Annotated in this window: 23 protein-coding genes; 13 read left to right on the top strand and 10 right to left on the bottom strand. The window is 61.8% G+C overall.

Annotated features, from left to right (window positions below):
• Positions 1–14 precede the first annotated feature (14 nt).
• Genes tssC through tssA form a run of 3 tightly spaced genes read right to left on the bottom strand, consistent with a single transcriptional unit; the run spans position 15 to position 3603 of the window.
• Positions 15–1490, bottom strand: a complete 1476-nt coding sequence (gene tssC, locus AC07OP_RS20780; protein WP_141155197.1) for a type VI secretion system contractile sheath large subunit — start codon at positions 1488–1490, stop codon at positions 15–17.
• A 26-nt stretch (positions 1491–1516) separates the two neighbouring features.
• Positions 1517–2014, bottom strand: a complete 498-nt coding sequence (gene tssB, locus AC07OP_RS20785) for a type VI secretion system contractile sheath small subunit (RefSeq protein WP_495102354.1) — start codon at positions 2012–2014, stop codon at positions 1517–1519.
• Positions 2015–2046: 32 nt separating this feature from the next.
• Positions 2047–3603, bottom strand: coding sequence for a type VI secretion system protein TssA (gene tssA, locus AC07OP_RS20790; protein WP_495102355.1), 1557 nt, complete (start codon positions 3601–3603; stop codon positions 2047–2049).
• A 469-nt stretch (positions 3604–4072) separates the two neighbouring features.
• Here tssA and AC07OP_RS20795 point away from each other — a divergent pair, with 469 nt between their 5' ends.
• Positions 4073–4588: an Hcp family type VI secretion system effector gene (locus AC07OP_RS20795; RefSeq protein ID WP_048729440.1), complete on the top strand. Its 516-nt coding sequence runs from the start codon at positions 4073–4075 to the stop codon at positions 4586–4588.
• A 53-nt stretch (positions 4589–4641) separates the two neighbouring features.
• Here the strand turns inward: AC07OP_RS20795 and AC07OP_RS20800 are convergent, their stop codons facing one another.
• On the bottom strand, positions 4642–5463 hold the full coding sequence (locus AC07OP_RS20800) for an aldo/keto reductase (RefSeq protein WP_027608616.1): 822 nt from the start codon (positions 5461–5463) through the stop codon (positions 4642–4644).
• Between the two features lie 106 nt (positions 5464–5569).
• Here AC07OP_RS20800 and AC07OP_RS20805 point away from each other — a divergent pair, with 106 nt between their 5' ends.
• The 12 genes from AC07OP_RS20805 to AC07OP_RS20860 all read left to right on the top strand — a co-directional run bounded on the left by AC07OP_RS20805 (position 5570) and on the right by AC07OP_RS20860 (position 21562).
• Positions 5570–6064, top strand: a complete 495-nt coding sequence (locus AC07OP_RS20805) for a DUF1543 domain-containing protein (protein ID WP_495102356.1) — start codon at positions 5570–5572, stop codon at positions 6062–6064.
• A gap of 735 nt (positions 6065–6799) precedes the next feature.
• Positions 6800–7081 (top strand): peptidylprolyl isomerase, encoded by a 282-nt coding sequence (locus tag AC07OP_RS20810; RefSeq protein WP_044274278.1) that lies wholly within the window; start codon positions 6800–6802, stop codon positions 7079–7081.
• A 130-nt stretch (positions 7082–7211) separates the two neighbouring features.
• Positions 7212–9071 carry an extracellular solute-binding protein gene (locus AC07OP_RS20815; RefSeq protein ID WP_115488205.1) on the top strand — a complete coding sequence of 620 codons (1860 nt, stop codon included), beginning with the start codon at positions 7212–7214 and terminating at the stop codon, positions 9069–9071.
• Positions 9071–10132, top strand: coding sequence for a microcin C ABC transporter permease YejB (locus AC07OP_RS20820; protein ID WP_027608619.1), 1062 nt, complete (start codon positions 9071–9073; stop codon positions 10130–10132). Before AC07OP_RS20815 ends, AC07OP_RS20820 begins: the two co-directional genes overlap by 1 nt.
• Positions 10132–11154, top strand: a complete 1023-nt coding sequence (locus AC07OP_RS20825; protein ID WP_175539029.1) for an ABC transporter permease — start codon at positions 10132–10134, stop codon at positions 11152–11154. The genes AC07OP_RS20820 and AC07OP_RS20825 overlap by 1 nt, the downstream gene beginning before the upstream one ends.
• 10 nt (positions 11155–11164) lie before the next feature.
• A complete protein-coding gene (locus tag AC07OP_RS20830) occupies positions 11165–12739 on the top strand; it encodes an ABC transporter ATP-binding protein (RefSeq protein WP_495102357.1) in 1575 nt (524 codons plus the stop codon).
• Positions 12736–14127 (top strand): sigma-54 interaction domain-containing protein, encoded by a 1392-nt coding sequence (locus AC07OP_RS20835; protein WP_495102358.1) that lies wholly within the window; start codon positions 12736–12738, stop codon positions 14125–14127. The genes AC07OP_RS20830 and AC07OP_RS20835 overlap by 4 nt, the downstream gene beginning before the upstream one ends.
• Positions 14128–14420: 293 nt before the next feature.
• On the top strand, positions 14421–15812 hold the full coding sequence (locus AC07OP_RS20840; protein ID WP_495102359.1) for a GntP family permease: 1392 nt from the start codon (positions 14421–14423) through the stop codon (positions 15810–15812).
• Between the two features lie 7 nt (positions 15813–15819).
• Positions 15820–16593 carry a 3-hydroxybutyrate dehydrogenase gene (locus tag AC07OP_RS20845; RefSeq protein ID WP_495102360.1) on the top strand — a complete coding sequence of 258 codons (774 nt, stop codon included), beginning with the start codon at positions 15820–15822 and terminating at the stop codon, positions 16591–16593.
• 61 nt (positions 16594–16654) lie between these two features.
• On the top strand, positions 16655–18613 hold the full coding sequence (locus AC07OP_RS20850) for an acetoacetate--CoA ligase (RefSeq protein ID WP_495102361.1): 1959 nt from the start codon (positions 16655–16657) through the stop codon (positions 18611–18613).
• A 134-nt stretch (positions 18614–18747) separates the two neighbouring features.
• On the top strand, positions 18748–21255 hold the full coding sequence (locus tag AC07OP_RS20855) for a PAS domain-containing hybrid sensor histidine kinase/response regulator (protein WP_495102362.1): 2508 nt from the start codon (positions 18748–18750) through the stop codon (positions 21253–21255).
• Positions 21256–21286: 31 nt separating this feature from the next.
• The gene (locus AC07OP_RS20860; RefSeq protein ID WP_065941977.1) at positions 21287–21562 is read left to right on the top strand and encodes a peptidylprolyl isomerase; all 276 of its coding nucleotides are present in this window, start codon (positions 21287–21289) and stop codon (positions 21560–21562) included.
• Positions 21563–21644: 82 nt separating this feature from the next.
• Here the strand turns inward: AC07OP_RS20860 and AC07OP_RS20865 are convergent, their stop codons facing one another.
• The 6 genes from AC07OP_RS20865 to AC07OP_RS20890 all read right to left on the bottom strand — a co-directional run bounded on the left by AC07OP_RS20865 (position 21645) and on the right by AC07OP_RS20890 (position 26503).
• Positions 21645–22556, bottom strand: a complete 912-nt coding sequence (locus tag AC07OP_RS20865) for a sugar kinase (protein WP_495102363.1) — start codon at positions 22554–22556, stop codon at positions 21645–21647.
• A 10-nt stretch (positions 22557–22566) separates the two neighbouring features.
• Positions 22567–23775 (bottom strand): amino acid deaminase, encoded by a 1209-nt coding sequence (locus tag AC07OP_RS20870; protein ID WP_253490783.1) that lies wholly within the window; start codon positions 23773–23775, stop codon positions 22567–22569.
• 9 nt (positions 23776–23784) lie between these two features.
• Complete coding sequence (locus AC07OP_RS20875) at positions 23785–24549, bottom strand: IclR family transcriptional regulator (RefSeq protein WP_495102364.1); 765 nt, start codon at positions 24547–24549, stop codon at positions 23785–23787.
• A gap of 106 nt (positions 24550–24655) precedes the next feature.
• Positions 24656–25045: a RidA family protein gene (locus AC07OP_RS20880; protein WP_012723821.1), complete on the bottom strand. Its 390-nt coding sequence runs from the start codon at positions 25043–25045 to the stop codon at positions 24656–24658.
• Between the two features lie 16 nt (positions 25046–25061).
• Positions 25062–25844, bottom strand: coding sequence for an amino acid ABC transporter ATP-binding protein (locus tag AC07OP_RS20885; protein ID WP_495102365.1), 783 nt, complete (start codon positions 25842–25844; stop codon positions 25062–25064).
• Positions 25841–26503, bottom strand: coding sequence for an amino acid ABC transporter permease (locus tag AC07OP_RS20890; protein WP_065941973.1), 663 nt, complete (start codon positions 26501–26503; stop codon positions 25841–25843). Before AC07OP_RS20890 ends, AC07OP_RS20885 begins: the two co-directional genes overlap by 4 nt.
• Between the last annotated feature and the right edge of the window lie 2 nt (positions 26504–26505).

Raw genomic sequence — 26505 nt, forward strand, 5'->3', positions numbered from 1 at the left:
TCCCTGACCTTCTTTCATTCTTTGTCGAGCTTGCCAACCAGAGACAGGGTGAAGTCCGCCCCCATGTACTTGAAGTGCGGTCGCACACTCAGGTTGACGCGGTACCAGCCAGGCTCGCCCTCTACGTCACTGACAACGATGCGCGCCGCTCGCAACGGGCGCCGCCCACGCACTTCGGCGCTGGGGTTTTCCTGGTCGGCGACGTACTGGCGAATCCACTTGTTGAGCTCCAGCTCGAGGTCTGTACGCTCTTTCCACGAACCCAGCTGTTCACGCTGCAATACCTTCAGGTAATGGGCCAGCCGGTTGACCACCATCATGTAGGGCAACTGGGTCCCCAGGCGATAGTTCAGCTCCGCGTCCTTGCCCTCTGCGCTGATGCCGAACTGTTTAGGTTTCTGCACCGAACTGGCGGAAAAAAACGCGGCATTGTCACTGCCCTTGCGCATCGTCAAGGCAATGAAGCCCTCTTGCGCAAGTTCGTATTCGCGGCGATCGGACACCAGCACTTCGGTGGGAATCTTGGTTTCGATTTCGCCCATGCTTTGGAAGTGGTGCAACGGCAAGTCTTCCACGGCCCCTCCGCTCTGCGGACCGATGATGTTCGGGCACCAACGGAACCGCGCGAAGCTTTCGGTCAGGCGTGTGGCGAAGGCATAGGCGGTATTGCCCCACAGGTAATGCTCGTGGCTGCTCACCACGTTTTCCTGGTAGGCAAAGGTCTTGACCGGGCACTCAAGGGGATCATAGGGCGTACGGAGCAGGAAGCGCGGCACGGTCAGACCGATATAACGCGCATCTTCGCTCTGGCGAAAGCTTTGCCATTTGACAAATTGCGGCCCTTCGAAATGGTCCTTGAGATCCTTGAGGTCAGGCAGTCCCGTGAAGCTTTCCAGCCCGAAGAACGCCGGCCCGGCTGCTGCGATGAACGGCGCGTGCGCCATGCACGCGACACTGGCAGCGTATTGCATCAGTTTCACATCGGGCGCGCTGGGGGACAGAAAGTAATTGGCAATGATCGCGCCCACGGGCTGACCACCAAATTGACCGTACTCAGCGCTGTAGACATGTTTGTACAACCCGGATTGAGTCACTTCCGGTGAATCTTCGAAATCCTCCAGCAAATCTTGCCGGGAGACGTTCAACAGTTCGATCTTGATGTTTTCACGAAAATTGGTGCGGTCGACCAGCAATTGCAAACCTTTCCAGGAAGCTTCCAGGGCCTGGAACTCCGGATGGTGCAGGATTTCATCCATTTGCTGGCTGAGCTTCATATCGATCTCGGCAATCATTCGGTCGACCAGGCGCTTCTTGACGGGCTCGCCGTGGTTCTGTGGTTTGATCAACTCCTCGATAAAGGCCGAGACACCCCGCTTGGCAATGGCATAGGCCTCGTCATCCGCACTCAGCAGTGTTTGGGCGATGATGTTGTCGAGGATGCTGTAATCCTCACTGGTGTGTTCCGGTATCGGATTCTGTCGGGTGGTCATGCGGTCAGTGTCCTTTTACTGAAATGTCAGGCGGTGTGGTTGCTCAGCTCCAACTCGGCCAATACCCGGGCGCGGGACTCGTCATTCGCCAGGGCGTGCTCAATGGCTTTGCGAAAGCTTGGTGTATTGCCCAGCGGCCCTTTGAGCGCCATGAGTGCTTCACGCAATGCCATCAGCTTGTGCAATTCGGGTATCTGCTCCACCAGGTTCGCGGGATTGAAGTCCTTCATGGCATTGATACGCACCTCAATGGCCAGCTCCTCGACTTCAGCACACTCCTGCAGGCGATTGGGTACGTTCAGCGTCAGGCTTAATGCTTGCTTGGCCAGCACTTCATCAAGGGTGTTCTTGTCGATGGCAATGGGCTTGCGGTCTTCAAGCTTGCGTACATCCTCACGCTGGGTGAAGTCACCCAGCACCAGCAGCTTCAACGGCAGTTCGACTTCATCCTGCGCGCCGCCGATGGCAGGCTTGAAGGTGATATTGATACGTTCCCTGGGCGCTACCGAACCTTCTTTGGCCATCGTGTTTCTCCTTTTCCAAGTGGCTCGAAAGCCTATTCAAGTACCGCTTCAAGATCGAAGAGGCACAGCCTGCGATGGGTGTCTTCCTTACGCTCGCGTACGGCCTGGTTTTGTGGCAACACGTCACAGCAACGGTGCAGCAACTGGGTTACTTGCAAGGCCAGCTCCGGCTCCCAGTGTTCCAGGCCCCTGCGTTGCAGCTCGTTGTCGAGGTGTTCGAGCTGGATCTTCGCCAACTCGTGTTTGCCCGCCTGCCCACACAGGCGCGCCTGGGCAAGTCGCCAATGAAAACGGGCACGATCGCTATGAGCCGCATGCATGCCTTGCTTGAGTTCATGGACGGCCGCCTTGAGCCCGTCCTGGCGCAGCCGCAGCCGTGCCACTTGCAAGGCCACCTCCCAAGGCTCGGCGTCGGCATCCGCAACGGTCGGTGATTCGGGCCATTGCAGATGACGGGCAACCTGCTGCGCGATCCAGTCACGCGTGGGACCGTCGGCAAAAGGAGCGCCATCGTGAAAACGAAACTCGGGCAGGTGGGGCAGGCGCTGCAGCAGCAGGGCGAAGTTCACTTCCAGCTCAGTCATGGCCAGGTCGGCCTGCAGGGCTTCCAGGCACTGCCAGACCATGTACAACCCGTCGAACCAGAACAGCGCACCGGCGAGGCTGGCCTCGAGCTCGAGCATCAAGTCGGTGTAATGACCTTGGGCAAGCCGCTCCTGGTAACGCTTGAGCTTGTCGGGTGCAGGCCCGCGCAAGGTGGTGATCCGTTCGCTGTCAGCGTCCGGGTAGCTGACGAGGGTCAGCCAGGTTAGCGCCCGGTTCAGACGCAGCGCGCGCAGGTCGGTGGCGTTCTGGCGTAACCACCAGGCACACAGAGGACGGGCCTGATCCTGTAAGGCGCGCAGCAACTTGTGGGCATCTTTCTCGGTGCTCACCACGACCTCGGCATTCTGCAACAGGGTGGTCACCTGCCCGACCTGCTCCTGCACGGCAACACCGCCCAGGGTCGCGACCGGAGAATCGCCTTGCGCAGCACGCTCCAACCGCTGGGCCAGTTGCCTGCGAATCGGCAGGAACGGCGACGCGTTATCTTCAAGGCGCTCGACACAGCACTCATCGAGACACACCAGATGTTCAAGCACGGATTCGAACAAGGGCTGCTGGTCCTGCAGCGACAGGCTTTGCTCGAAGAGGGGCTCGAGGCGCCCCGCCAGCCAACTGAAGGCTGCGCCACGAGTACGCGGTTTTTCGGGATAGACCGCGGACCAATGATGCACACAGAGATAGCGCAATAACCCAAGGCCGGCCAACAGCCCTGGAAAGGACTCCCGTTGATACAATGCCCAGGTCAGCCAGACGACGATCCGCAGATCCTTGGATTGTTGACGCAACAGGTATTCACCGGTTTCCAGGACCTTCTGCCAGTCGGTCTGGACGCCCCCATGAATGGATTGCGCCTTGCCCAATTCGAACTCCAGAATTTCATACTCACTTGAATAGCGCATATCGCTGCCGGCAAAACTCGTCGGCGTGCAGGGCGACCGTGCAAGTTCAAGGTAGTCGTTATAAAGTTTTTCTGAATAAGACATTCGGCACAATTACCCAAAACAAAAAAGTCAGAGCATTAATATTTAAACCATCTATCAAATCGCCATCTAACCTTCGCCCCACCGCTGCAAAGTTCGTAAACCTTAGCCATGCAAACAGCATTCAACAAGCAGAGTCCCAACACTTAAGCCGTTTCCTACAACCACTATAATTCTAGGCCTGCGCAGGGTTTTGCGCAGTTAAACCTTCATCTGGCCTCGAGCATCTTTGCCTAGCCCAATACCAACAACCCCAATTCCATGAGCAACTAAATGCGCACTTATGCGCAACGTATTCTGCATATATTCGATTAAATCGCCCTCCCCCGAGCAAAAAACCGCTCCATTAACCGCTGACGCCAGTGTTTTTATTGAGCCTGATACTTTCGGGCACGCTTCTTGTTAATGAGAGTTGCCCGACCGGCACCATGATCGGTTGGAACAATTCATCAATCAGGCAAGGAAACCCGTCATGCCAACACCCGCGTATCTTTCCATCACCGGTGTCAAACAAGGTTTGATTACGGCAGGCACATTTACCCAGGACTCGGTAGGCAACATTTATCAGGAAGGTCATGAAGACCAGATTCTGGTCCAGGCCTTTGCTCATCAAGTAATCATCCCCCGCGATCCGCAGTCGGGTCAGCCGACGGGCCAGAGGGTCCATAAGCCGTTGATGATCAGCAAGGTCTTCGATAAGTCATCGCCTTTGCTGTTCAGCGCATTGACCAGCGGTGAAGAGGTCAAATGCCGACTGGAGTGGTTCCGTACATCATCGGCCGGCACCCAGGAGCACTACTTCACGATAGAACTGGAGGGCGCGACGCTCGTGGACATCCAGTCCCGCATGCCCAATTGCCAGGACCCGGACAATGCCCACTTCACTCACCTGGAGGATGTGTACTTCACCTATCGCAAGATCGTATGGACCCACGAAGTGTCGGGCACATCCGGATCGGATGACTGGCGCAGCCCGGTAGCGGGCTAAGTCGGACCTGAGCAGGAACGGGAGCCAGGGACGGCACCGTTTCTGCCAGGCAACTACACCATCGCCAGGGGATGCTTGCGCTTGGGTGCGCCGAACACCCGATCGATGGCATCCAGGTCGTGCTCATCCAGCACCACCTTGGCGGCAGCCGCATTGAGCCGCACATGCTCCGGGGTGACCGCCTTGGGGATGGCGATCACACCGTCCTGGCGCAGCACCCAGGCCAGGGCAACCTGGGCGGGCGTGACCTCGTGGCGGCGGGCGATCTGCTTGAGGGTCTGGCTGGACAGCAACGCCCCACCCTGGGCAATCGGGCAGTACGCCATCAGCGGCAAATGGTGTTGTTGCCACCAGGGCAACAGGTCGAATTCGATCCCGCGCTCTTCGATGTTGTACAGCACCTGGTTAGTCGCGCAGGCCGGGGATGCGAGTTCCTGCAGGTCGGCCACATCGAAATTCGAGACGCCCCAGCGGCCGATCTTGCCCGCCTCACGCAGGCGCTCGAACGCTTCGACAGTTTCTTCAAGGGGGTACTGGCCACGCCAATGCAGCAGATACAGATCAATGTAGTCCGTGCCCAGGCGCCGGAGGCTGGCTTCACACGCACGGGGCACGCCTTTTTGGCTGGCGTTGTGCGGGTAGACCTTGCTCACCAGGAACACTTGGTCACGCCTGCCGCTGATGGCTTCGCCGACGACTTCCTCGGCGCCACCCTCGCCATACATCTCGGCGGTGTCGATGAGGGTCATGCCCTCGTCGATCCCCAGTTGCAATGCCGCGACTTCAGCGCGGCGCCGGTCCGGGTCTTCGCCCATGCGCCAGGTTCCCTGGCCGATGACAGGGACGGGAACACCCGCCAGATCAATGGTGCGCATGACAACCTCCTGATGAGTTCGCGAATTAACAGTGTGGCATTGACCGGACAAAAGGGTTCAATCGAAGTATGGTTGCCCTTTGCCAAGTCGCCAGGAAGGACCTGCAATGCTGTTTGTCGTGATGCTCGGGGGCAAGCACCCACGGGCAAGGATTGAAGTGCACGATGTGGTGTTCGCCGTAGCAGACACCCTGGAAGGCACCTACCCGCAACTTCGCGAGGGCTGGTTTGGCAGCCCAAAGGGCGTGCATATCGATTCGTGGATGGCGGTGGACGGCGTCGACGGCTGGAAAGTCGAACTCAGCCACCTGGCCCCCGCTGCCGACGCCCATCACCTGTACTTCATCAACCTTGGCGGTTATGAAACCAATAGCTTTGGCGAGGCCCACCACTACCTGCTGGTGGTCGCCCGCAACAAACGGGAGGCGACCAGCAAGGGCAAGCAACAAATGCTGCGCCACTGGTCCCAGGCCCACACCGACGGCGTGATGGATATCGACGACTGCCTGCCCATCGACCTGGTGGACGGCCGCTACCTTCACCTGGTGCAAGGTGACCATCGACCGATCATTCAGCAGAATGACTATATCGTCTTGAATTGATGGGGGCTTATTCGACCTGACATGAGATGACTCCGGCAACGTCAGACGTAACACTGCTTTTGCTTTTGCTGTTGCTGTTGCTTTTGCTCTTGATCTCAGGCGCCCCGTCAAACACGCTGGCCGAACGCAGGCTTGAATCCGTGGGTAACCCGGCAGGACGCCGGGTTAGCCGTCCTGGGCCAGGGATGGCCCATGACGGCGGCCCACGGATTCAAGCCTGCGTTCGGGCACACCGAGCCTAGGCGAGGTGCCGAGTGTTGGGGCGAGGACCTTTTGCTTACTTTTGGGTCCCTCCAAAAGTGAGCCGCTGTAAGAGCGGAACCATAGGTGGCCGTTACCGCAGCAACGGATATGTACTCGGTCTGATCCAACATCCTGGTCGGCTGTCAGGCCGCCATCGGGGGCAAGCCCCCTCCCACATTTGATCTCCATACATCAGGTAGATACTAGTCTGCTCTGGATCTCACTCCATTACCGCAGCAACCGATATGCACTCGATCTAATTCAACATCCTGGTCGGCCATCAGGCCGCCATCGGGAGCAAGTCGAATCGTCGCACCGCCCCTCCCACATGTGATCTCTATGCATCAGGTAGATACCAGCCTGCTCTGGGTCTCACTCCATCACGCCAATACCCAAGCTCAGCGCCCCAACCTGAACCCCAGCGGAACTTTGCCAGGAAATAACCGCCTGAATCCGGTACGCTCACCGTTTTTACTCAAGGAGTTAATCCCCATGGCCAAAGCCACCGCCCGTCACATCCTCGTTGCCACCGAAGACAAGTGCAACGAACTCAAGGCCCAAATCGAAGGCGGCGCCGATTTCGCAGAAATCGCCAAAGCCAACTCCAGCTGCCCATCCAGCCGCCAGGGCGGTGATTTGGGTTCGTTCGGTCCAGGCCAGATGGTCAAGGAATTCGACACCGTCGTCTTCAGCGCCCCGGTCAACACCGTGCAAGGCCCGGTAAAAACCCAGTTCGGCTACCACCTGCTGGAAGTCACCAGCCGCCAGGACTGATCCCGTCCGCGCTGCTGCTTGAAACAACGGCCCGCCTTTTGGTGGGCCGTTGTGCATGTGACGACTGGCGACGCTGATGCCGTTAGCGTACAAATCCTTATTCTTCTTCACCCGGCGTTCAAGGCTGACAATGCGATTGGCTTTTTCCAGACTGTTCAGTACCTCCCTGGCCCTGCTGCTGGCCAGCAGCGCCGTGATCGCGGCGCCCCAACCGTCCATGACCGTGTACGGCGAACCGGCCAAGTATCCCGCCGGTTTCAGCCATTTCGACTACGCCAACCCCAACGCCCCCAAGGGCGGCAGCCTGCGGCGCTCGGCGCTGGAGATCGGGCGTTTCGACCATGTGCTGCCGTATATCGACAAAGGCATCGGCGTCTCCCAGGTCGACGGCTGGTTGTATGCGCCCCTGGCCCTGCGTTCCCTGGATGAGCCCTATACGGTGTATGGCCTGGTGGCCGAGAAGATGGAACGCGCGGAGGACGGCCTGTCCCTGCGCTTCTTCCTCAACCCCAAGGCGCGCTTTGCCGATGGCAAGCCGATCACCGCCGAAGACGTGCGCTACAGCTTCAACCTGCTGATGACCCAAGGCAGCCTGCGCTTTCGCACGCTGTTCGCCGACGTCAAGCACGTCGAAGTCGAAGGCCCGCGCCAGGTCCGTTTTGATTTCTCCAGCAATGAAAACCGCACCCTGCCCCTGGATGTCGCCACCCTGCCGGTGTTTCCCGAGCACTGGTGGAAAACCCGCGACTTCGCCAACGGCGGTGGCTACGAAGCCCCACTGGGCAGCGGCCCGTACAAGGTCGGCAAGATCGACTCGGGCAGCACCATCACCTTTACCCGCGACCCCGACTGGTGGGGCAAGGACCTGCCCGTCAGCCGCGGCCTGTACAACTTCGATCACCTGAGCCTGGAGTACTTCGGTGACACCGAAGTGGCCCGCCAGGTACTGCGCGGTGGCGCCTACGACTTCAACCGTGAGTTTTCCGCCACCGGCTATTCCATCGGCTACAACGGCCCGGCCCTGGACGATGGCCGCCTGCAACGTGCGCACCTGGCCAAGGACATGCCGCAACCGGCCCAGGGTTATGTGTTCAACGTGCAAAAGCCGATGTTCAAGGACCGTCGCGTGCGCCAGGCCCTGGCGATGCTGTGGGACTTCGAATGGGCCAATCGGCAGATGATGCGCAATCTGTACATCCGCCAGCAAAGCTACTTCTCCAACAGCCCGTTGGCCGCCACCCAGCTGCCCACCCCGGAAGAACTGGCGATTCTCGAACCCTTGCGCGGGCAGATTCCCGACGAGGTATTCACCCAGGTGTTCAAGGCCCCGGTCACCGATGGCAGCGGCATGATCCGCGACAAACAGCTGCAAGCCCTGGCGCTGCTGGAAGAAGCCGGCTGGAAGCCAGACGGCGACAAACTGGTCAACGCCGAGGGCGAGCCGCTGGAGTTCACCTTCCTCAATGCCCAGAACGGCCTGGAACGCCTGCTGTTGCCGTACAAACGCAACCTCGCACAGATCGGCATTACCTTGAACATCCGCCGCATCGACTCTTCGCAATACGTCAACCGCCTGATGGCCCGCGACTACGACATGATCGTCACCGGCTTCCCGGTCACCACCTCGCCCGGCATGGAGCTGTACAACTACTTCGGCTCGAGCGCCGCATTCGATCCGGGCGCCAACAACTACATGGTGCTCAAGGACCCGGCCGTCGACAGCCTGATCAAGGGCCTGGTCAAGGCCGACACCCAGGCGCAGATGCTTACCTATGCCCATGCCTTGGACCGGGTGCTGCAATGGAATTACCTGTGGATCCCCAATTACTACCCGCCCGGCACCTCCGCCGCGTGGTGGAACCGCTTCGGCCGTCCGGCCATCGAGGCCAGGAATGATGAAGCCCTGGAAACCTGGTGGGAAATCAGCCCTACCCCGCTGACCAATGAACAAATGAATGCCGAGTTGAAAAAACGCGCGGGAGCTCGCTGATGTTTGCCTATATCGTGCGGCGCCTGCTGCTGATCATCCCGACGCTGGTGATCATCCTGCTGGTCAACTTCGTGATCGTCCAGGCCGCCCCCGGCGGACCGGTGGAACAAGCCATCGCCCACTTGCAGGGCATCGGCGGCGGCGCGGTCGGTGGCTCATCCGGCGACGGTGTCAGCAGCGGCTCCCGTGCCAGCCGTGGCCTGGACCCGAAACTGATCAAGGACATCGAAAAACAATACGGCTTCGACAAGCCCGCGCCGGAACGCCTGTGGCTGATGCTCAAGAGCTACGCCCAGCTGGACTTCGGCAACAGCTTCTTTCGCGGCGCCACCGTGATCGACCTGATCCTGGAAAAAATGCCGGTGACCATTTCCCTCGGCCTCTGGGCCACGCTGATCACCTACCTGGTGTCGATCCCCCTGGGCATTCGCAAGGCGGTGCGCCATGGCAGCAGCTTTGATGTGTGGAGCAGCACCGCCATTGTGATTGGCTACGCGATGCCGGCGTTCCTGTTCGCGATGTTCCTGATCGTGGTGTTCGCCGGAGGCACGTCATTGAACTGGTTTCCGGTGCGCGGGCTGGTCTCGGAAAACTTCGCCGAGCTGAGCACCGTGGGCAAGATCGCCGACTACTTCTGGCACCTGGTGCTGCCGGTCAGTGCGCTGGTGATCGGCGGGTTCGCCACCCTGACCATCCTGACCAAAAACTCGTTCCTCAATGAAATCACGCGCCAGTACGTAGTGACCGCTCGTGCCAAGGGCCTGAGCGAACGCCGGGTGCTGTACGGCCATGTGTTTCGCAACGCCATGCTGCTGGTGATCTCGGGGATTCCCCAGGCGTTCATCAGTGTGTTCTTTGCCGGTTCGCTGTTGATCGAGGTGATCTTTTCCCTCGATGGCCTCGGCCGCATGAGCTACGAGGCCGCCGTGTCCCGGGACTACCCGGTGGTGTTTGGCTCGCTGTTTATCTTCACCTTGTTTGGCCTGCTGATAAAACTGATCGGCGACCTCTGCTACACCCTGGTGGACCCGCGTATCGACTTCGCCGCGAGGAACGCCTGATGCTTAACCTGTCTCCCGTGGCCCGTCGGCGTTTCGAACGATTCAAGAAAAACCGTCGCGGCTGGTGGTCGCTGTGGCTGTTTATCGGGCTGTTTATCCTGACCCTGGGCGGCGAGTTGATCGCCAATGACAAACCCTTGGTGCTCAGTTACAAGAACGAGCTGTATTTCCCCGTCTTCAAGCGCTACACCGAGCAGCAGTTCGGCGGGCAACTGCCGTTCCAGGCCGATTACCGCAGTGACTACGTGCAAAAGCTGATCAAGCAGGACGGCGGCTGGATGCTGTTCCCGCCCATCCCGTTCAGCGACGACACGCCCAACTACGAACTGACCCGCCCGGCCCCCAGCCCGCCCTCGACGGTGAACTGGCTGGGTACCGATGACCAGTCGCGGGATGTGTTGGCGCGGGTGATCTTCGGCGCGCGGGTGTCGATCCTGTTTGCCCTGGCACTCACGGCGATCAGCGCCACCATCGGCATCGCCGCCGGGGCCTTGCAGGGCTATTACGGCGGCTGGGTGGATCTGCTCGGCCAACGCATCCTTGAAGTGTGGTCCGGGCTGCCGGTGCTGTACCTGCTGATCATCCTGTCGGGGTTTGTCGAGCCGAACTTCTGGTGGTTGCTGGGGATCATGGCGCTGTTTTCCTGGCTGGCCCTGGTGGATGTGGTGCGCGCCGAGTTCCTGCGCGGGCGCAACCTGGAGTACGTCAAGGCCGCGCGGGCCCTGGGCCTGGGCGATGGCAAGATCATTCGCCGGCACATCCTGCCCAATGCCATGACCGCCACCTTGAGCTACCTGCCGTTCATTCTCACCGGGGCGATTTCCACCCTGAGCGCCCTGGATTTCCTCGGTTTCGGCATGCCTGCGGGCAGTGCGTCACTGGGCGAGCTGATTGCCCAGGGCAAGCAGAACCTGCAAGCGCCGTGGCTGGGCCTGACGGCGTTTTTCACCTTGGCGCTGATCCTGTCGCTGCTGGTCTTTATCGGCGAGGCATTGCGTGATGCCTTCGACCCACGCTCATGAGTGACTGCGTATGAACCTGATCGAAATCCGCGACCTCAGCGTCGCCTTCAGCGGCCAGACCGTGGTACGCAACCTGAGCCTGGATGTACGCCCCGGCGAGTGCCTGGCGCTGGTGGGTGAGTCCGGCTCCGGCAAGTCGGTGACCGCCCATTCGATTCTGCAACTGCTGCCCGAAGCCGGTACTGAAACCCATGGCTCCGTGAAATATCGCGGCCAGGAACTGGTCGGCGCCTCGGCGTCGACCTTGCAGAAACTGCGCGGCAACCGCATTGCGATGATCTTCCAGGAGCCGATGACCTCCCTCAACCCGCTGCACAGCATCGAAAAACAGATCGGCGAAACCTTGCTGCTGCACAAGGGCCTGGGCGGCAAGGCGGCGCAGGCGCGAATCCTCGAGTTGCTGCAGTTGGTGGGTATCCAGAAACCCCAGGAACGCCTCAAGGCTTATCCGCACCAACTCTCCGGCGGCCAGCGCCAACGGGTGATGATCGCCATGGCCCTGGCCTGTGAGCCGGAACTGCTGATCGCCGACGAGCCCACCACCGCCCTCGACGTGACCGTGCAGCGCAAGATCCTGCTGCTGCTCAAGTCCCTGCAACACCGCCTGGGCATGTCGCTGCTGCTGATCAGCCATGATCTCAACCTGGTGCGCAGCATCGCCCAGCGGGTGTGCGTGATGCACGCCGGGGAGATTGTCGAGCAGGCTGACTGCGAGACCTTGTTCACGGCACCACAACATCCCTACAGCCGCCTGCTGCTGGACGCCGAGCCGTCCGGCGATGTGCTGTGCAGCGAGCCACGGGAGACCGTGCTGGACGTGCACGACCTGAGCGTGCAATTCCCCCTGGGCGGCGGCCTGTTCCGGCGCAAGACCTACCTGTGCGCGGTGGATGGCATCAGCCTCAGCGTGCAGCGCGGCAAGACCCTGGGGATTGTCGGCGAGTCCGGTTCGGGCAAGTCCACCCTCGGCCAGGCGATCCTGCGCCTGCTGGATTCCACCGGCAGCATCCGCTTCCAGGGCGAGGCCCTCGACCCGCTCAACCACAAGCAGATGCGCCCGTGGCGCAAACAGATGCAGGTGGTCTTCCAAGACCCCTACGGCAGCCTCAGCCCGCGCATGTCGGTGCAGCAGATCATCAGCGAAGGCCTGGAGGTGCATGCGCCGTGCAGCCTGGCCGAGCGCGATGCGCAAGTGATCCAGGTGCTCAAGGACGTGGGCCTCGACCCCGCCAGCCGCCATCGCTTCCCCCATGAATTCTCCGGCGGCCAGCGCCAACGCATCGCCATCGCCCGCGCGCTGGTGCTCAAGCCGGCGCTGATGCTGCTGGATGAACCGACCTCGGCACTGGACCGTACGGTGCAGAAGCAGGTCGTAGCGTTGCTGCGTGAATTGCAGGAAAAGTACGGCCTGACCTACCTGTTTATCAGCCATGACCTCGCCGTGGTGCGCGCCATGGCCCATGACATGATCGTGATCAAGGACGGCAAGGTGGTGGAGCGCGGGCCGAGCCATGACGTTTTCGAAGCACCGCAGCACCCGTATACCAAAGAACTCCTGGCGGCGGCCGGCGGGCTGTCGTCATGAGTACCAGCCTGACGGACTACCAACAGGTTCGCGGCCTGGCGATCCAGTCGCTGTTCGAGATCATCGAGCAGTCCAGCGAAGGCACGGTGATTGTCGACCGCGACGCCAATATCGTCTGGATGAACGAGCGCTACGCCAAGCGCTTCGGCCTCAAGAGTGCCGATGAAGCCATCGGCCAGCCGTGCGAGCAGGTGATTTCCAACAGCCTGTTGCGCCAGGTGGTGCGCACCGACCGGCCGATTCTGCTGGACATCCAGGACACCCCCAAAGGCCCTTTGGTGGTGATGCGCCTGCCGATCCACAACGACGCCGGTGCAGTGATCGGTGCGATTGGTTTTGCCTTGTTCGATGAGCTGCGCAACCTGTCGCCGCTGATCGAGCGCTACCTGAGCATGCAGCAGGAACTGGCCTCCACCCGCTCGTTGCTGCGCTCACGCCAGAGCAAGTACAACTTTGCGCACTTTATCGGCACCAGCGCCGCCAGCCTGGAAGTCAAACGCCGTGCCCGGCGCAGCGCAAGCGCCGAGTCACCGGTGCTGCTGCTGGGCGAGACCGGTACCGGCAAGGAATTGCTCGCCCAGGCGATCCACGGCGCCTCACCGCGTGCGCACAAGGCGTTTGTCAGCATCAACAGCGCGGCGATTCCCCATGACCTGCTGGAAGCCGAGTTCTTCGGCACCGCGCCGGGCGCCTTTACCGGTGCCGATCGCAAGGGCCGCCCGGGTAAATTCCAGATTGCCCAAGGCGGCACGCTGTTCCTCGATGAAATCGGCGATATGCCGCTGCCGCTGCAAAGCAAGCTGCTGCGGGTGTTGCAGGAAAAGGAATTCGAACCGGTGGGTTCCAACGAAATGCTGCACAGCGATGTGCGGGTGATCGCGGCCACCTCCATGGACCTGGAAGCGGCGATCAAGCGCGGTGAGTTCCGTGCGGACCTGTATTACCGCCTGAACGTATTGCCGATCCAGGTGCCGCCGCTGCGTGAGCGGCTGGAGGACATTCCGGCGCTGAGCGAAGCGATCCTCGAGGAACTGCGCAGCCAGCATGAACTGGACCGCGAAGCCCTGGCGCTGTTGGCACAGCATGCGTGGCCGGGGAACATCCGCGAACTGCGCAACGTGCTGGAGCGCGCGGCGTTGCTGAGCGATGACCTGGTGTTGAACGCTGGGGACATTCGTGCGGCGATTGGCACGTTCAGCCCGGTGGAACGCGGTGCGGTGGACACGGTTGAGGGTGAGACGTTTGCGGCGGCGCGGGAGCGGTTTGATCGGCAGGTGATTGCGGCGGCGCTCGAGGCGTGTGACGGGAATGTGGTGGAGGCGGCCAGGCGATTGGGGCTGGGGCGATCGACGTTGTACAAGAAGATGGTGGCACTGGGTATCGCCTAGTCTCAAAATAGAGACCAAATTCTCCATACAAAGACATTCCCTGTGGGAGGGGGCTTGCCCCCGATAGCATTAGGTCAGTCAACACATATGCTGGCTGATGCACCGCTATCGGGGGCAAGCCCCCTCCCACATTTGATCTTCATTTGTCTCCAAATAGAGACAGCATTCAAAAACACTCGAAAGAAATTAAAAAATATCCATATATTTCAATAACTTGAAAATATGGCACACATCTCGCTATAGCCCTCCCCACTGCTTCACCCACAACAATAACAATCCGATGGAGACACACCATGAGTGTGATCATTGCCCTGGCAGCGCTCGCGTTGCTGATGCTGGCTGCCTACCGTGGCTATAGCGTTATCCTGTTTGCCCCCATCGCCGCCCTCGGCGCCGTGCTGCTCACCGACCCGTCCGCCGTCGCCCCTGCCTTTACCGGGGTGTTCATGGAGAAAATGGTCGGCTTTATCAAACTGTATTTCCCGGTATTCCTGCTCGGTGCGGTGTTCGGCAAGCTGATCGAGCTGTCGGGTTTCTCGCGTTCTATCGTGGCGGCGGCGATCCGTTTGCTCGGCACGCGCCAGGCGATGCTGGTGATCGTGCTGGTCTGCGCCCTGCTCACCTACGGCGGCGTGTCGCTGTTTGTGGTGGTGTTTGCGGTGTACCCGTTTGCGGCGGAGATGTTCCGCCAGAGCAATATCCCCAAGCGCCTGATACCGGCGACCATCGCCCTCGGTGCGTTCTCGTTCACCATGGACGCCCTGCCCGGCACGCCGCAGATCCAGAACATCATCCCCAGCACCTTCTTTAACACCACCGCCTGGGCGGCGCCGTGGCTGGGGCTGATCGGCACGATTTTCGTGTTCTGCGCCGGCATGCTCTACCTGGCGCGCCAGCGCAACAAGGCCCAGCGCGCCGGTGAAGGCTACGGCACCGAGCTGCGCAACGAGCCGGAAACCGCCGAAAACCTCACCCTGCCCAACCCGTGGGTCGCGCTGTCGCCGCTGATCCTGGTGGGCGTGATGAACCTGCTGTTCACCCACTGGATCCCACAGTGGTACGGCAAGACTCACAGCCTCAGCCTGCCGGGCATGAGCGCGCCGGTGACCACTGAAATCGCCAAGCTCACTGCGATCTGGGCGGTGCAGGCGGCGTTGCTGGTGGGCATCATCATGGTGCTGGTATTCGGCTGGTCGGCGATCAAAAGTAAGCTCGCCGACGGCAGCAAAAGCGCAGTCAGCGGCGCATTGCTGGCGGCGATGAACACCGCGTCCGAATATGGCTTCGGCGCGGTGATCGCTTCGCTGCCGGGCTTCCTGGTACTGGCGGACTGGCTCAAGGGCATCCCCAACCCGCTGGTCAACGAAGCGATCACCGTGACCCTGCTGGCCGGTATCACCGGCTCCGCATCCGGCGGCATGAGCATCGCCCTGGCGGCCATGTCCGAGAGCTTTATTACGGCGGCCCATGCGGCCAATATTCCCCTTGAAGTGCTGCACCGGGTCGCGGCCATGGCCAGCGGCGGAATGGACACCCTGCCCCACAACGGCGCGGTGATCACCCTGCTGGCGGTGACCGGCCTGACCCACCGCGAAGCCTACAAGGACATTTTCGGCATCACGATCATCAAGACCCTCGCGGTGTTCGTGGTGATCGGTACTTTCTACGCCACCGGCATTGTGTGAGGTTTTCATGACGACTTTGAACAGCAAGACCGCCCTGGTCACCGGCTCCACCAGCGGCATCGGCCTGGGTATCGCCCTGAGCCTGGCCAAGGCCGGTGCCAACCTGATCCTCAACGGTTTCGGCGACGCCAGCGCGGTGATTGCCCAGGTGCAGGCGTTTGGCGGCAAGGTCGGCCACCACCCGGCGGACGTCAGCGACCCGGCGCAGATCGCCGACATGCTGACCTACGCCGAGCGTGAGTTCGGCGGTGTCGACATCCTGGTCAACAACGCGGGCATCCAGCATGTGGCGGCGGTGGAGGACTTCCCGGTGGAACGCTGGGACGCGATCATCGCGATCAACCTGTCCTCGGTGTTCCACAGCACGCGCTTGAGCCTGCCGGGCATGAAGGCCAAGGGCTGGGGGCGTATCGTCAACATCGCCTCAGTGCACGGCCAGGTCGGCTCGGTGGGCAAGGCCGCGTACGTGGCGGCCAAGCACGGCGTGATCGGCTTGACCAAGGTGGTGGGCTTGGAGACCGCCACCAGCAACGTGACCTGCAACGCGATCTGCCCCGGCTGGGTGCTGACGCCGCTGGTGCAGAAGCAGATTGATGATCGCGTGGCCAACGGCGTCGATCCGCAGCAGGCGCAACATGATCTGCTGGCGGAGAAACAGCCGTCACTGGAGTTCGTGACGCCGTCGCAGCTGGGAGAGCTGGTGCTGTTCTTGTGCAGCGAGGCCGGTGCCCAGGTGCGGGGGGCGGCGTGGAACATTGATGGCGGCTGGCTGGCCCAATAAGGCCAGACACATTAGAACGCTATAGTTTGGAAAACCTGCATAAGAACAAGAGACCGTGCTGATGTCCGAAATCCTCTGGCAACCTTCCCCCGAACGCATCCGCAACACGCGAATGGACCAGTTCCGGCGCTTTATCAATGATCGCCACGGCGTGCAGCTCAGCGACTATCCGGCCCTGCACCAGTGGAGCATCGACCAGCGCCCGGACTTCTGGCAGGCGATCGTCACGTTCTTCGATGTGCAGTTTCGCAGCCCGCCCAGTGCAGTGCTGATCGAAGACGTCGAGATGCCCAGCGCCCAGTGGTTTCCCGGCGCGACCCTGAATTTTGCCGAACACCTGTTGCGCCGCCGCGACGATCACCCGGCGGTGGTCGCGATCAGCGAAGACGGCCAGCGTGAACAACTGACCTACGCCGAACTGGCCGCCCACGTCGCCGGCCTGCAGGACAGCCTGCGGGCGGCCGGTGTCGGCCGCGGTGACCGGGTCGCCGCCTGCATGCCCAACACCTGGCAAACCCTGGTCGGCATGCTTGCCACCACCAGCCTGGGCGCGATCTGGTCGTGCTCCTCGCCAGACTTCGGCACCCAAGGCGTCATCGACCGCTTCGGCCAGATCGAGCCCAAGGTGCTGATCACCTGCGCCGGCTACCGCTACGCCGGTAAAACCATCGACCAGAGCGCCAAGCTCAATGAAATCCTCGAACGCCTGCCGTCCCTGAAGCAATTGATCATCGTCCCGTATGCACGGCCCCAGGCCTGCGTCGAGGACTATCAGACCCAGGCCCGCGTCGCCCTGTGGAACGACTTCTACCAACCCGGCGGCGAGCCTGAGTTCGTCGCGGTGCCGTTCGATCACCCGCTGTATATCCTCTATTCCAGCGGCACCACCGGCGTGCCCAAATGCATCATCCACGGCACCGGCGGCGTGCTGCTCACCCACCTCAAGGAACACGGCCTGCACGCGGATATCTCCCGCGAGGACTGCCTGTTCTACTACACCACCTGCGGCTGGATGATGTGGAACTGGCTGGTTTCGGTGCTGGCGATCGGGGCCACGGCGGTGCTGTATGACGGCTCGCCGTTTCACCCCGGCCCGGAACGCTTGATCGACCTGATCGACGCGGAAAAGATCAGCGTGTTCGGCACCAGCCCCAAGTTCCTCGCCACCCTGGAAAAGGCCGGGCTGCAACCGCGCCTGAGCCACGACCTGGGCAGCCTCAAGGGCCTGATTTCGACCGGCTCGCCCTTGTCGCCCCAGAGCTACGACTACGTGTACCGCGAGATCAAGGCCGAGTTGTGCCTGTCCTCGATGTCCGGTGGCACCGATATCGTCTCCTGCTTTGTGATCGGCAATCCGGTGTTGCCGGTGCGGCGCGGGGAAATGCAGTGCAAGAGCCTGGCCATGGCCATCGAGGTGTGGGACGACCAGGGCCAACCGTTGGTCGGGGAAAAAGGCGAGCTGGTGTGCACCCGGCACTTCCCGGCGATGCCCATCGGCTTGTGGAACGACCCGCACCAGAAGAAGCTGCGCGCCTCGTATTTCAGCCAGTTTCCCGGGGTGTGGGCCCAGGGCGACTACGCCGAGCAACGCCCCAACGGCAGCCTGCTGATTCACGGCCGCTCCGACGCAGTGCTCAACCCCGGCGGCGTGCGCATCGGCACTGCGGAGATTTATCGCCAGGTGGAAAAAGTCCCGCAGGTGCTGGAAAGCCTGGCCATCGGCCAACGCTGGCAGGACGATGTGCGGGTGGTGCTGTTTGTGCGCCTGGATGACGGCATCGAACTGGATGAGGCCCTGGCGCAGCAGATCCGCCAGGTGATCCGCGCCAACACGACGCCGCGCCATGTGCCGGCGAAGATCCTCGCTGTCAGCGATATCCCCCGCACCATCAGCGGCAAGATCGTCGAGCTGGCGGTGCGCAACGTGGTGCACGGCGAGCCGGTGAAGAATACCGACGCACTGGCCAACCCACAGGCCCTGGAGCAATTTCGCGACCGCCCCGAACTGGCGGAAAGATGAAAGGTTTCAGCCCTGCCGCACTCATTTGAAGACAAACCCTCAATGCATGCTATTTTTCGAGGGTAGTCACCCATCGGTGTCCCACGGGATAATGGGTGTTGTCATTTTTCAAAGCGTTACGCTCAGGGCTTTTTATGAAGGAAACAACCACCGGCAGCGAAGCCGCTGCATTGATTGCGCGGCTGGACTGGGCGCACAGCCCCCTCGGTGAGGCCAATGATTGGCCGCAAAGCCTGCGCACAGCCGTGGACATCGTCATCCACTCTCCGATGCCGATGCTCCTGCTGTGGGGCAGCGAACTCACCCAACTCTACAACGACGGCTTCGCCCTGCTGGCGGGCAATAAACACCCGGACGCCATGGGCCAGCCGGCGCACCAGACCTGGCCGGAACTCGAAAGCTTCACTGCGCCGATCTACGACGCCGTGCTGACCGGCCAGGTGCGCACCTTCAGCGAGCAGCGTTTTGTCCTGCAACGCAACAATCGCGACACCGAAATCTGGCTGGACCTGACCTACAGCCCGATCCGCGATGAAAGCGCCAATGTGGCCGGCATCCTGGTCACGGCCATCGAAACCAACGAACGGCGCAAGGCCCAACACAACACCGAACAACGCCTGCAACTGGCCCTGGCTGCCACCGATGCGGTGGGCACCTGGGACTGGGACATTGGCGAAGACCGCTTTATCGCCGACGCGCACTTCGCCTACCTGCACGGGGTTGATCCAAGCGACGCCAGCCGGTTGCCGATCAGCAACTACCTGCAAGGCGTACACCCCGAAGACCGCGGCATGGTGGCGCGCAGCATCAAGCATTGCATCACCTTCGGCACTGAATACGCCGAGGAATATCGCTTGCAACAGGCCGACGGCCAGGTGCGCTGGGTGTTCGCCCGAGGGCGTTGCTACAAGGATCATCAAGGCCGCCCCGCGCGCTTCCTCGGCGCGGCACTGGACCTCACCGAGCGCAAAAATACCGAGCAGGCCCTGCGCCAGAGCCAGACCGAACTGCAGTTGATCATCAACGCCATGCCGGTGCTGATCGGCTACGTCGACCACGAGCAGCGTTTTCGCCTGAACAACAGTGCCTACCTCGACTGGTACGGCCTGACGCCCCAGGAGCTGTACGGCAAGACCATCCGCGAAGTGCTCGGCGACGATGTGTACGCCGGGCGCGAGGACAAGATCGCCGCTGCGCTCAGGGGCAAGGCCTGCAGTTTCATGACCGTCACCCCCCATCGCGATGGCCGCCCGCGCCATGCGTTGATGAAATACCTGCCACGCTTCAGCAATGACGGCTCGGTGAACGGTTTCTACATCTTTGTCATCGATGAAACCGAACGCAAACTCACCGAAGAAGCCCTGCGCCACCTCAACGAGAACCTCGAGGAGCGCGTGGCCCAGCGCACCCAGGCGCTGGCCGAAGCCAACGAACGCCTGCAAAACGAGATGTTCGAGCGCGAGCGCGCCGAAGATGCCCTGCGCCATGCGCAGAAGATGGAAGCAGTGGGCCAGCTCACCGGAGGTATCGCCCACGACTTCAATAATATGCTCACCGGCATCATCGGCAGCCTGGACCTGATGCAGCGCTACATCGCCGCCGGGCGCAGCGACGAGATCGGCCGCTTTACCGACGCCGCCGTGTCCTCGGCCCATCGCGCGGCCGCCCTCACCCACCGCCTGCTGGCCTTTTCGCGGCGCCAGTCGCTGGACCTTCGCCCGCTGGATCCGAACCAGTTGGTAGCGTCCCTGGAGGAGCTGTTCCAGCGCACCAAGGGCGCGCATATCACGCTCAAGGTGCAACTGGGCCGCGACATCTGGCCGGTCAACACCGACGCCAGCCAACTGGAAAACGCCCTGCTCAACCTGGTAATCAACGCACGCGACGCCATGCCCGATGGCGGCGAACTGCTGATCGAAACCGCCAACAGCTACCTGGACGGCACCGATATCACCACCCTCGAACCGGTCAGGGCCGGCGACTACGTGATGCTCGGCGTGTGTGACAACGGCAGCGGCATGGCACCGAAGATTCTCGCCAAGGCGTTCGACCCGTTCTTCACCACCAAGCCCATCGGCCAGGGCACCGGCCTGGGGCTGTCGATGATCTATGGGTTTGCCCAGCAGTCCGGTGGCCACGTGACCATCCAGAGCGAACCGGGCCAGGGCACTTGCGTGCGCCTGTATCTGCCGCGCCTGCACGGCACCTCCCTGGAAAGCAGCCAGCCCGCCCATCTGGGCGAAGTCCCGCTGGCCCTTGCCGGCGAAGCGGTGGTGGTGGTCGAGGATGACCCGGCGGTGCGCATGCTGGTGGTCAATGTGCTCGACGAGTTGGGCTATACCGCGCACCAGGCGGCGGATGCGCGTGCGGCGCTGCCGTTGCTGGAGTCGGACTTGCGCGTGGACCTGCTGGTGACCGACGTCGGCCTGCCCGGCATGAACGGCCGCCAACTGGCGGAGATCGCCCGCCAGCATCGGCCGGGGCTCAAGGTGCTGTTCATGACCGGCTACGCGGAGAAAGCCGCCGAGCGCCAGGGCTTCCTGGAGGACGGCATGGACATGGTCGCCAAGCCGTTTTCCATCGACCTGCTGGCGACCAAAATCCGCAGCATGATCAGCGTCGATGATTCAGTTCAGGCATAATCGCGCGCCGTCGCACACCTGGTAGAGACCGATGAAAGCCCAAGCCCGCCATATCCTGGTGAAAACCAGCGAAGAAGCCGAACAACTCAAGCAGCGCATTGCCAAGGGCGAAGCCTTTGATGTGCTGGCCAGGAAGTACTCCACGTGCCCCTCCGGCAAGCGCGGCGGCGACTTGGGTGAAGTGCGGCCGGGGCAGATGGTCGGGGTGATCGATGCGGTGATCTTCAAGAAACCGGTGAAGGTGGTGCACGGGCCGATCAAGAGCAAGTTCGGGTATCACCTGGTGCAGGTGTTTTACCGCGACTGAGCGGTTGTCTTTACACCGCTATCGGGGGCAAGCCCCCTCCCACAGGGGGTTTGCTCCCGATCCGCCGCAGGCGGCCATTCATCTACTCCCTGGGGATCAGCGCCCCCGGCACCTGGATAACCCGGCTCGCCAATCGATGCCCGGCCAAAGCAGCCTCCTGGGGCGAACCGCCCTTGAGCCGACTGGCCAGGTACGCCGCACTGAACGAATCCCCCGCCGCCGTGGTGTCCACCACCTTCTCCACCTTCAGCGCCGGCACGGCAAGGCGCTCGCCGTCGCAACGGATCAAACACGCATCCGCACCGCGCTTGAGCACCACTTCCGCAATCGCCGGGTACGCCGCGAATACCTGTTCGCTGTCGGCATAACCAAACAACGCGCGTTCGTCATCCTCGGTCAGCAAGGCGATATCCACCTCGGCCAGTACGCTGCGATAAGCCTCGCGGGCAACGTCCACCGTGGCCCAGAGCCGTGGCCGGTAGTTGTTGTCAAACACCACTGCACCGCCACGTCGGCGGGTTTCGCTCAGGACTTCGAGCAGGCGCTGGCGCCCGACTTCACCCAGCACCGCCAGGGTAATGCCGCTGAAATACACCACGTTGTAGTCCGGCAATGCCGCCAGGATCGGGGCAGCCGCCGGCGTGGTAAAACAGTCGCGCACGGCCGCTTCGTTGCGCCAGTAGAGGAATTTGCGCTCGCCGTTGGCATCGGTCTGGATGCAGTACAAGCCGGGCAAACGTCCGGGCAGGCGCTGGACCCGCTCCAGCCCCAGGCCTTCTTCGGCCCAGTGCGCACACATGGCGTCGCTGAAGCTGTCATCGCCCAAGGCGGTGACATAGTCCACCGTGCCGATATCCCCCAGCTCACGGCGCAGGTACACCGCCGCGTTCAGGGTGTCGCCGCCGAAGCTCTGTTGCAGGCTGCCGTCGGCGCGGTGTTGCAATTCGATCATGCATTCGCCGATCAGGGCGATGCGGGGATGGGTGGTGGTCATGGCTTTACACTCAGAAACGGGTTTCCAGGGACTCGATCACCCGCAACTGCTCATCCACCAGGCAGCCGACCTGCCACTTGTCGAAGGTCAGGCAAGGGTGCGAGGTGCCGAAGGAAATGATGTCGCCGATGCGCAGCTCGACACCTGCCGCGACGGTCATGAAGGCGTGCTGGTCCATCACGGCGGTGACGGTGCAGGCGCTCACATCATCGCCTTCCGCCGGCAGGATCCCGGCGCGATAGCGTTTAAGCGGCACCGGCAAACCGGCGTCGTAGGCCACGTCGCGCTTGCCCAGGGCGATCACCGCAAAGCCCGGCTCAGGCAACGATTGCACATGGGCCCAGACTTCCAGGGCCGGACGCAGGCCTTCCTGGAGGTCGCTGCGGCGGTCGAGCACGCAGCATTGCGCCTCTTTGTAGATGCCATGGTCGTGGGCCACATAGCTGCCGGGGCGCAATACGCTGAGGAAACGGCCGGCGGCGTTTTGGGTTTCGAAGGACTCGGCGATCAGGTCGTACCAGGCCGACCCCGACGCCGTGATAATAGGCTTGGGCAGGTCGAAGGCCCCATTGTTTTGCAGGTCCACGGCCAGGCGCACCAGGCTCGCGGCAAAGTCGCGGATGCCACTGATGGCGTGCTCGCCGTGGATCACCCCTTCGTAGCCTTCGATACCGGTGAGGGCCAGGGCCGGTTGGGCCTTGATCGCCTTGGCCAGGTCGCGCACTTCCTGCTCGCTGCGGCAACCGCAACGGCCGCCGACCACGCCGTATTCGATCATCACGTTGAGGCGCAGGCCACGGGCGGCGAAGAACAGGCCCAGGTCGGCGACGTTGTCCGGGTGATCGACCATGCAGTGAAAGTCGAAATCCTTATCGGCCAGCAGGTCGGCGATCAACGCCATGTTCGGTGCGCCCACCAACTGGTTGGCCATCAGCACCCGGCGCACGCCACCGGCATAGGCGGCGCGGGTCTGCACCGCGTTGGCCAGGGTGATGCCCCAGGCGCCTGCGGCAAGCTGGCGCTGGAACAACGCCGGCATCATGCTGGTCTTGCCGTGGGGCGCCAGTTCCGCGCCGCTGTTGCTGACAAAGTCCTGCATCCAGCGAATGTTGTGCTCCAGGGCGTCGCGGTGCAGCACCAGGGCGGGCAGGCTGACGTCGCGGACCAGGTGGGCACCGACGGCGGCGGCGCCCTTTTCAACGGCATTGATGGCTGACATGGAAAACTCCTATTCGTTGATGCGACGGGCCAGGTTGTTGGCGCTGTCGATCAACACCCGGCGATAGTCGTTGTAGTTTTTGCTCGCATCGGCCCGAGGGGCGACGATGCACAGCGTCGCAATGCTGATGCCCTGCGCGTCCCGGACCGGGGCGGCAAAGCAGTGGGTAAAGGTGTCGGCCACACTGTCGAAGGAAAAGAACCCATCGAGGGTGGCCTGGCGGATTTGCGCGAGGAAGGTCTCCAGCGGCAGGCGCTGGCCGTCCGGCAGGATAAAGTCGTCGTGGTCGATCAGGTCGATGATCTGCTGGTCGCTCAAATGCCCCAGCAACAGGCGCCCGGAGGCGGTCCATGGGATCGGCGCGTCTTCACCGATGTCCGAGGAAATACGGAAATGCCGCTCGCCTTCGCGCATCAGCGCCACCGTGTATTTGCGCCCGTTGAGCAGGCACATCTGCGCGGTTTCGTGGGTTTGGCTGACGATCTCCTGCAAGGCGTGATCGGCCTCGCGGGCCAGGTCGAAATGACGCAAGTGGGCCTGGCCGAGGAAATACAACTGACGGCCGAGGTAGACGTGACCGTCCTTGCCCACGGTTTCGAGGATGCGCCGCTCCAACAAGGAGGCGACCAATTCGTAGACCGTGGATTTGGGGCTGCCGATGCCACTGGCAATATCATTCGGGCGCAGGGGCTGGCCGATTTCCTTGAGAAAATCGAGGATATCGAATGCACGGTCCAGGCCTTTGGCGCGGCGTTTGATGGTGTCTTCGGTCATGGCGATATCAGTCCGGTCGAAATGGTAGGGCTGGCGCAGGTCCACTGTGGGAGGGGGCTTGCCCCCTCCCACATTTGATCTCTGGTGGGCTTAAGAGTGGGGCAATTTAGCCCTTTTTCTTGTAGGCCACGCAATCAATCTCGACCTTGCAGTCCACCATCATGTTGGCCTGCACACAGGCGCGCGCCGGCGCGTGTTCCGGGGTGAAGTATTCGCCGAAGACCTTGTTGAAACTCCAGAAGTCCCGCGGGTCTTCCAGCCACACGCCGACCCGCACCACGTCTTTCAACTCGTAGCCGGCTTCTTCGAGGATCGCCACCACGTTGCGCAGGGTCTGCCGGGTTTGCTCGATGATCCCGCCGGTGATGATTTCGCCGTCCACCGCAGGCACTTGGCCCGAGACGTACAGCCAACCGTCCGCTTCCACCGCGCGGGCGAAGGGACGCGGCTGGCCACCGCCGGCCGTACTGCCGGCTCCGTAACGAGTGATGCTCATAAAACGATGCTCCTGATTAAAAACGAATGTTCTTGAGAAATTCCGCCAGGCGCGGCGATTGCGGCCGCTCGAAGATGTCCTTCGACGAGCCCTGCTCTTCAATCCGGCCCTGGTTCATGAAGACGATCTTGTCCGAGACTTCATAGGCAAAGCGCATTTCGTGGGTGACCAGCAACATGGTCATGCCCTCTTCCGCCAGGCCCTTGATCACACTGAGCACCTCGCCCACCAATTCCGGGTCGAGGGCCGAAGTGACTTCGTCGAAGAGCATCAGGCTCGGGTTCATGGCAATGGCACGGGCTATCGCCACACGCTGTTGCTGGCCGCCGGACAGTTGGCCGGGAAAGTGATCGCGGCGCTGCAAAAGTCCTACACGGTCCAACCATTTTTCCGCGAGTGCCACCGCCTCGTCCTTAGGCATCTTCTTAACTTTCAACAGGCCGAGGGTGACGTTCTGCAATGCGCTCAGATGGGGAAACAGGTTGAACTGCTGGAACGCCATGCCGGTCATCGCCCGGTGCTGGGCGATCACGCGTTCGGGGTGACGCACGCGCCTGCCGCCGATGTCGCTGTAGCCGATGGACTCGCCATCCAGGGTGATCTGCCCGCCCTGGAATTCTTCCAGCAGGTTGACGCAACGCAGCAAGGTGGTCTTGCCCGAGCCGCTGGAGCCGATCAACGTCACCACGTTGCCGCGCGCCATGGACAGGTCGACGCCCTTGAGCACTTCGACCTCGCCGTATTGTTTACGCAGGCCGCGGATGTCCAGCAGCGGCTCGGTTGTTTGAGGTTGGTTCATGGCAAGGCCACCCGCTTTTCAATGTAGCGCCCGAATAACTCGATGGCGTAGTTGATGACAAAGAACAGAAACCCGGCGAACAGGTAGAACTCCAGGGTCATGAAGGTACGCGCGATCACTTGTTGGGTACTCAGCAGCAATTCGGCCACGCCGATCACCGAGAGCAAGGTCGAGGCCTTGACGATTTCCGTCGAGGAATTGACCCAGGTCGGCAGGATCTGCCGCAGCGCCTGGGGCAGCAGCACGTAGGCCAGGGACTGCCGGAATGTCAGGCCAATCGCCTTGCCTGCTTCCAACTGCCCACGGGGAATGGCTTGCAGTGCACCGCGCACGATTTCCGACACGTGGGAGCCGCAGAACAGCGTGAGCCCGACGGCGCCGGCCTGGAACGCGGTGATTTTCCAGCCGAGCGCCGGCAGCATGTAGAAACACGCCAACACCAGCACAAACACCGGCGTGCCACGGATCAGGTCGACATACAGGCGAAACGGTGCACGCATCCAGAATTTGCCGTAGGTCAGGATCAACCCGGCGACGATGCCGATCAGCGTGCCAAAGATAATCGCCAGCGCCGACACCGCGACACTGGCCTGAAACCCCGCCCAGAGCGTATCCCGGGCGATCCACAACTCATGCAGCCAGCTGGGGGACTCGTACATGG

The sequence above is a fragment of the Pseudomonas sp. GW821-FHT09D08 genome (assembly GCF_059416305.1).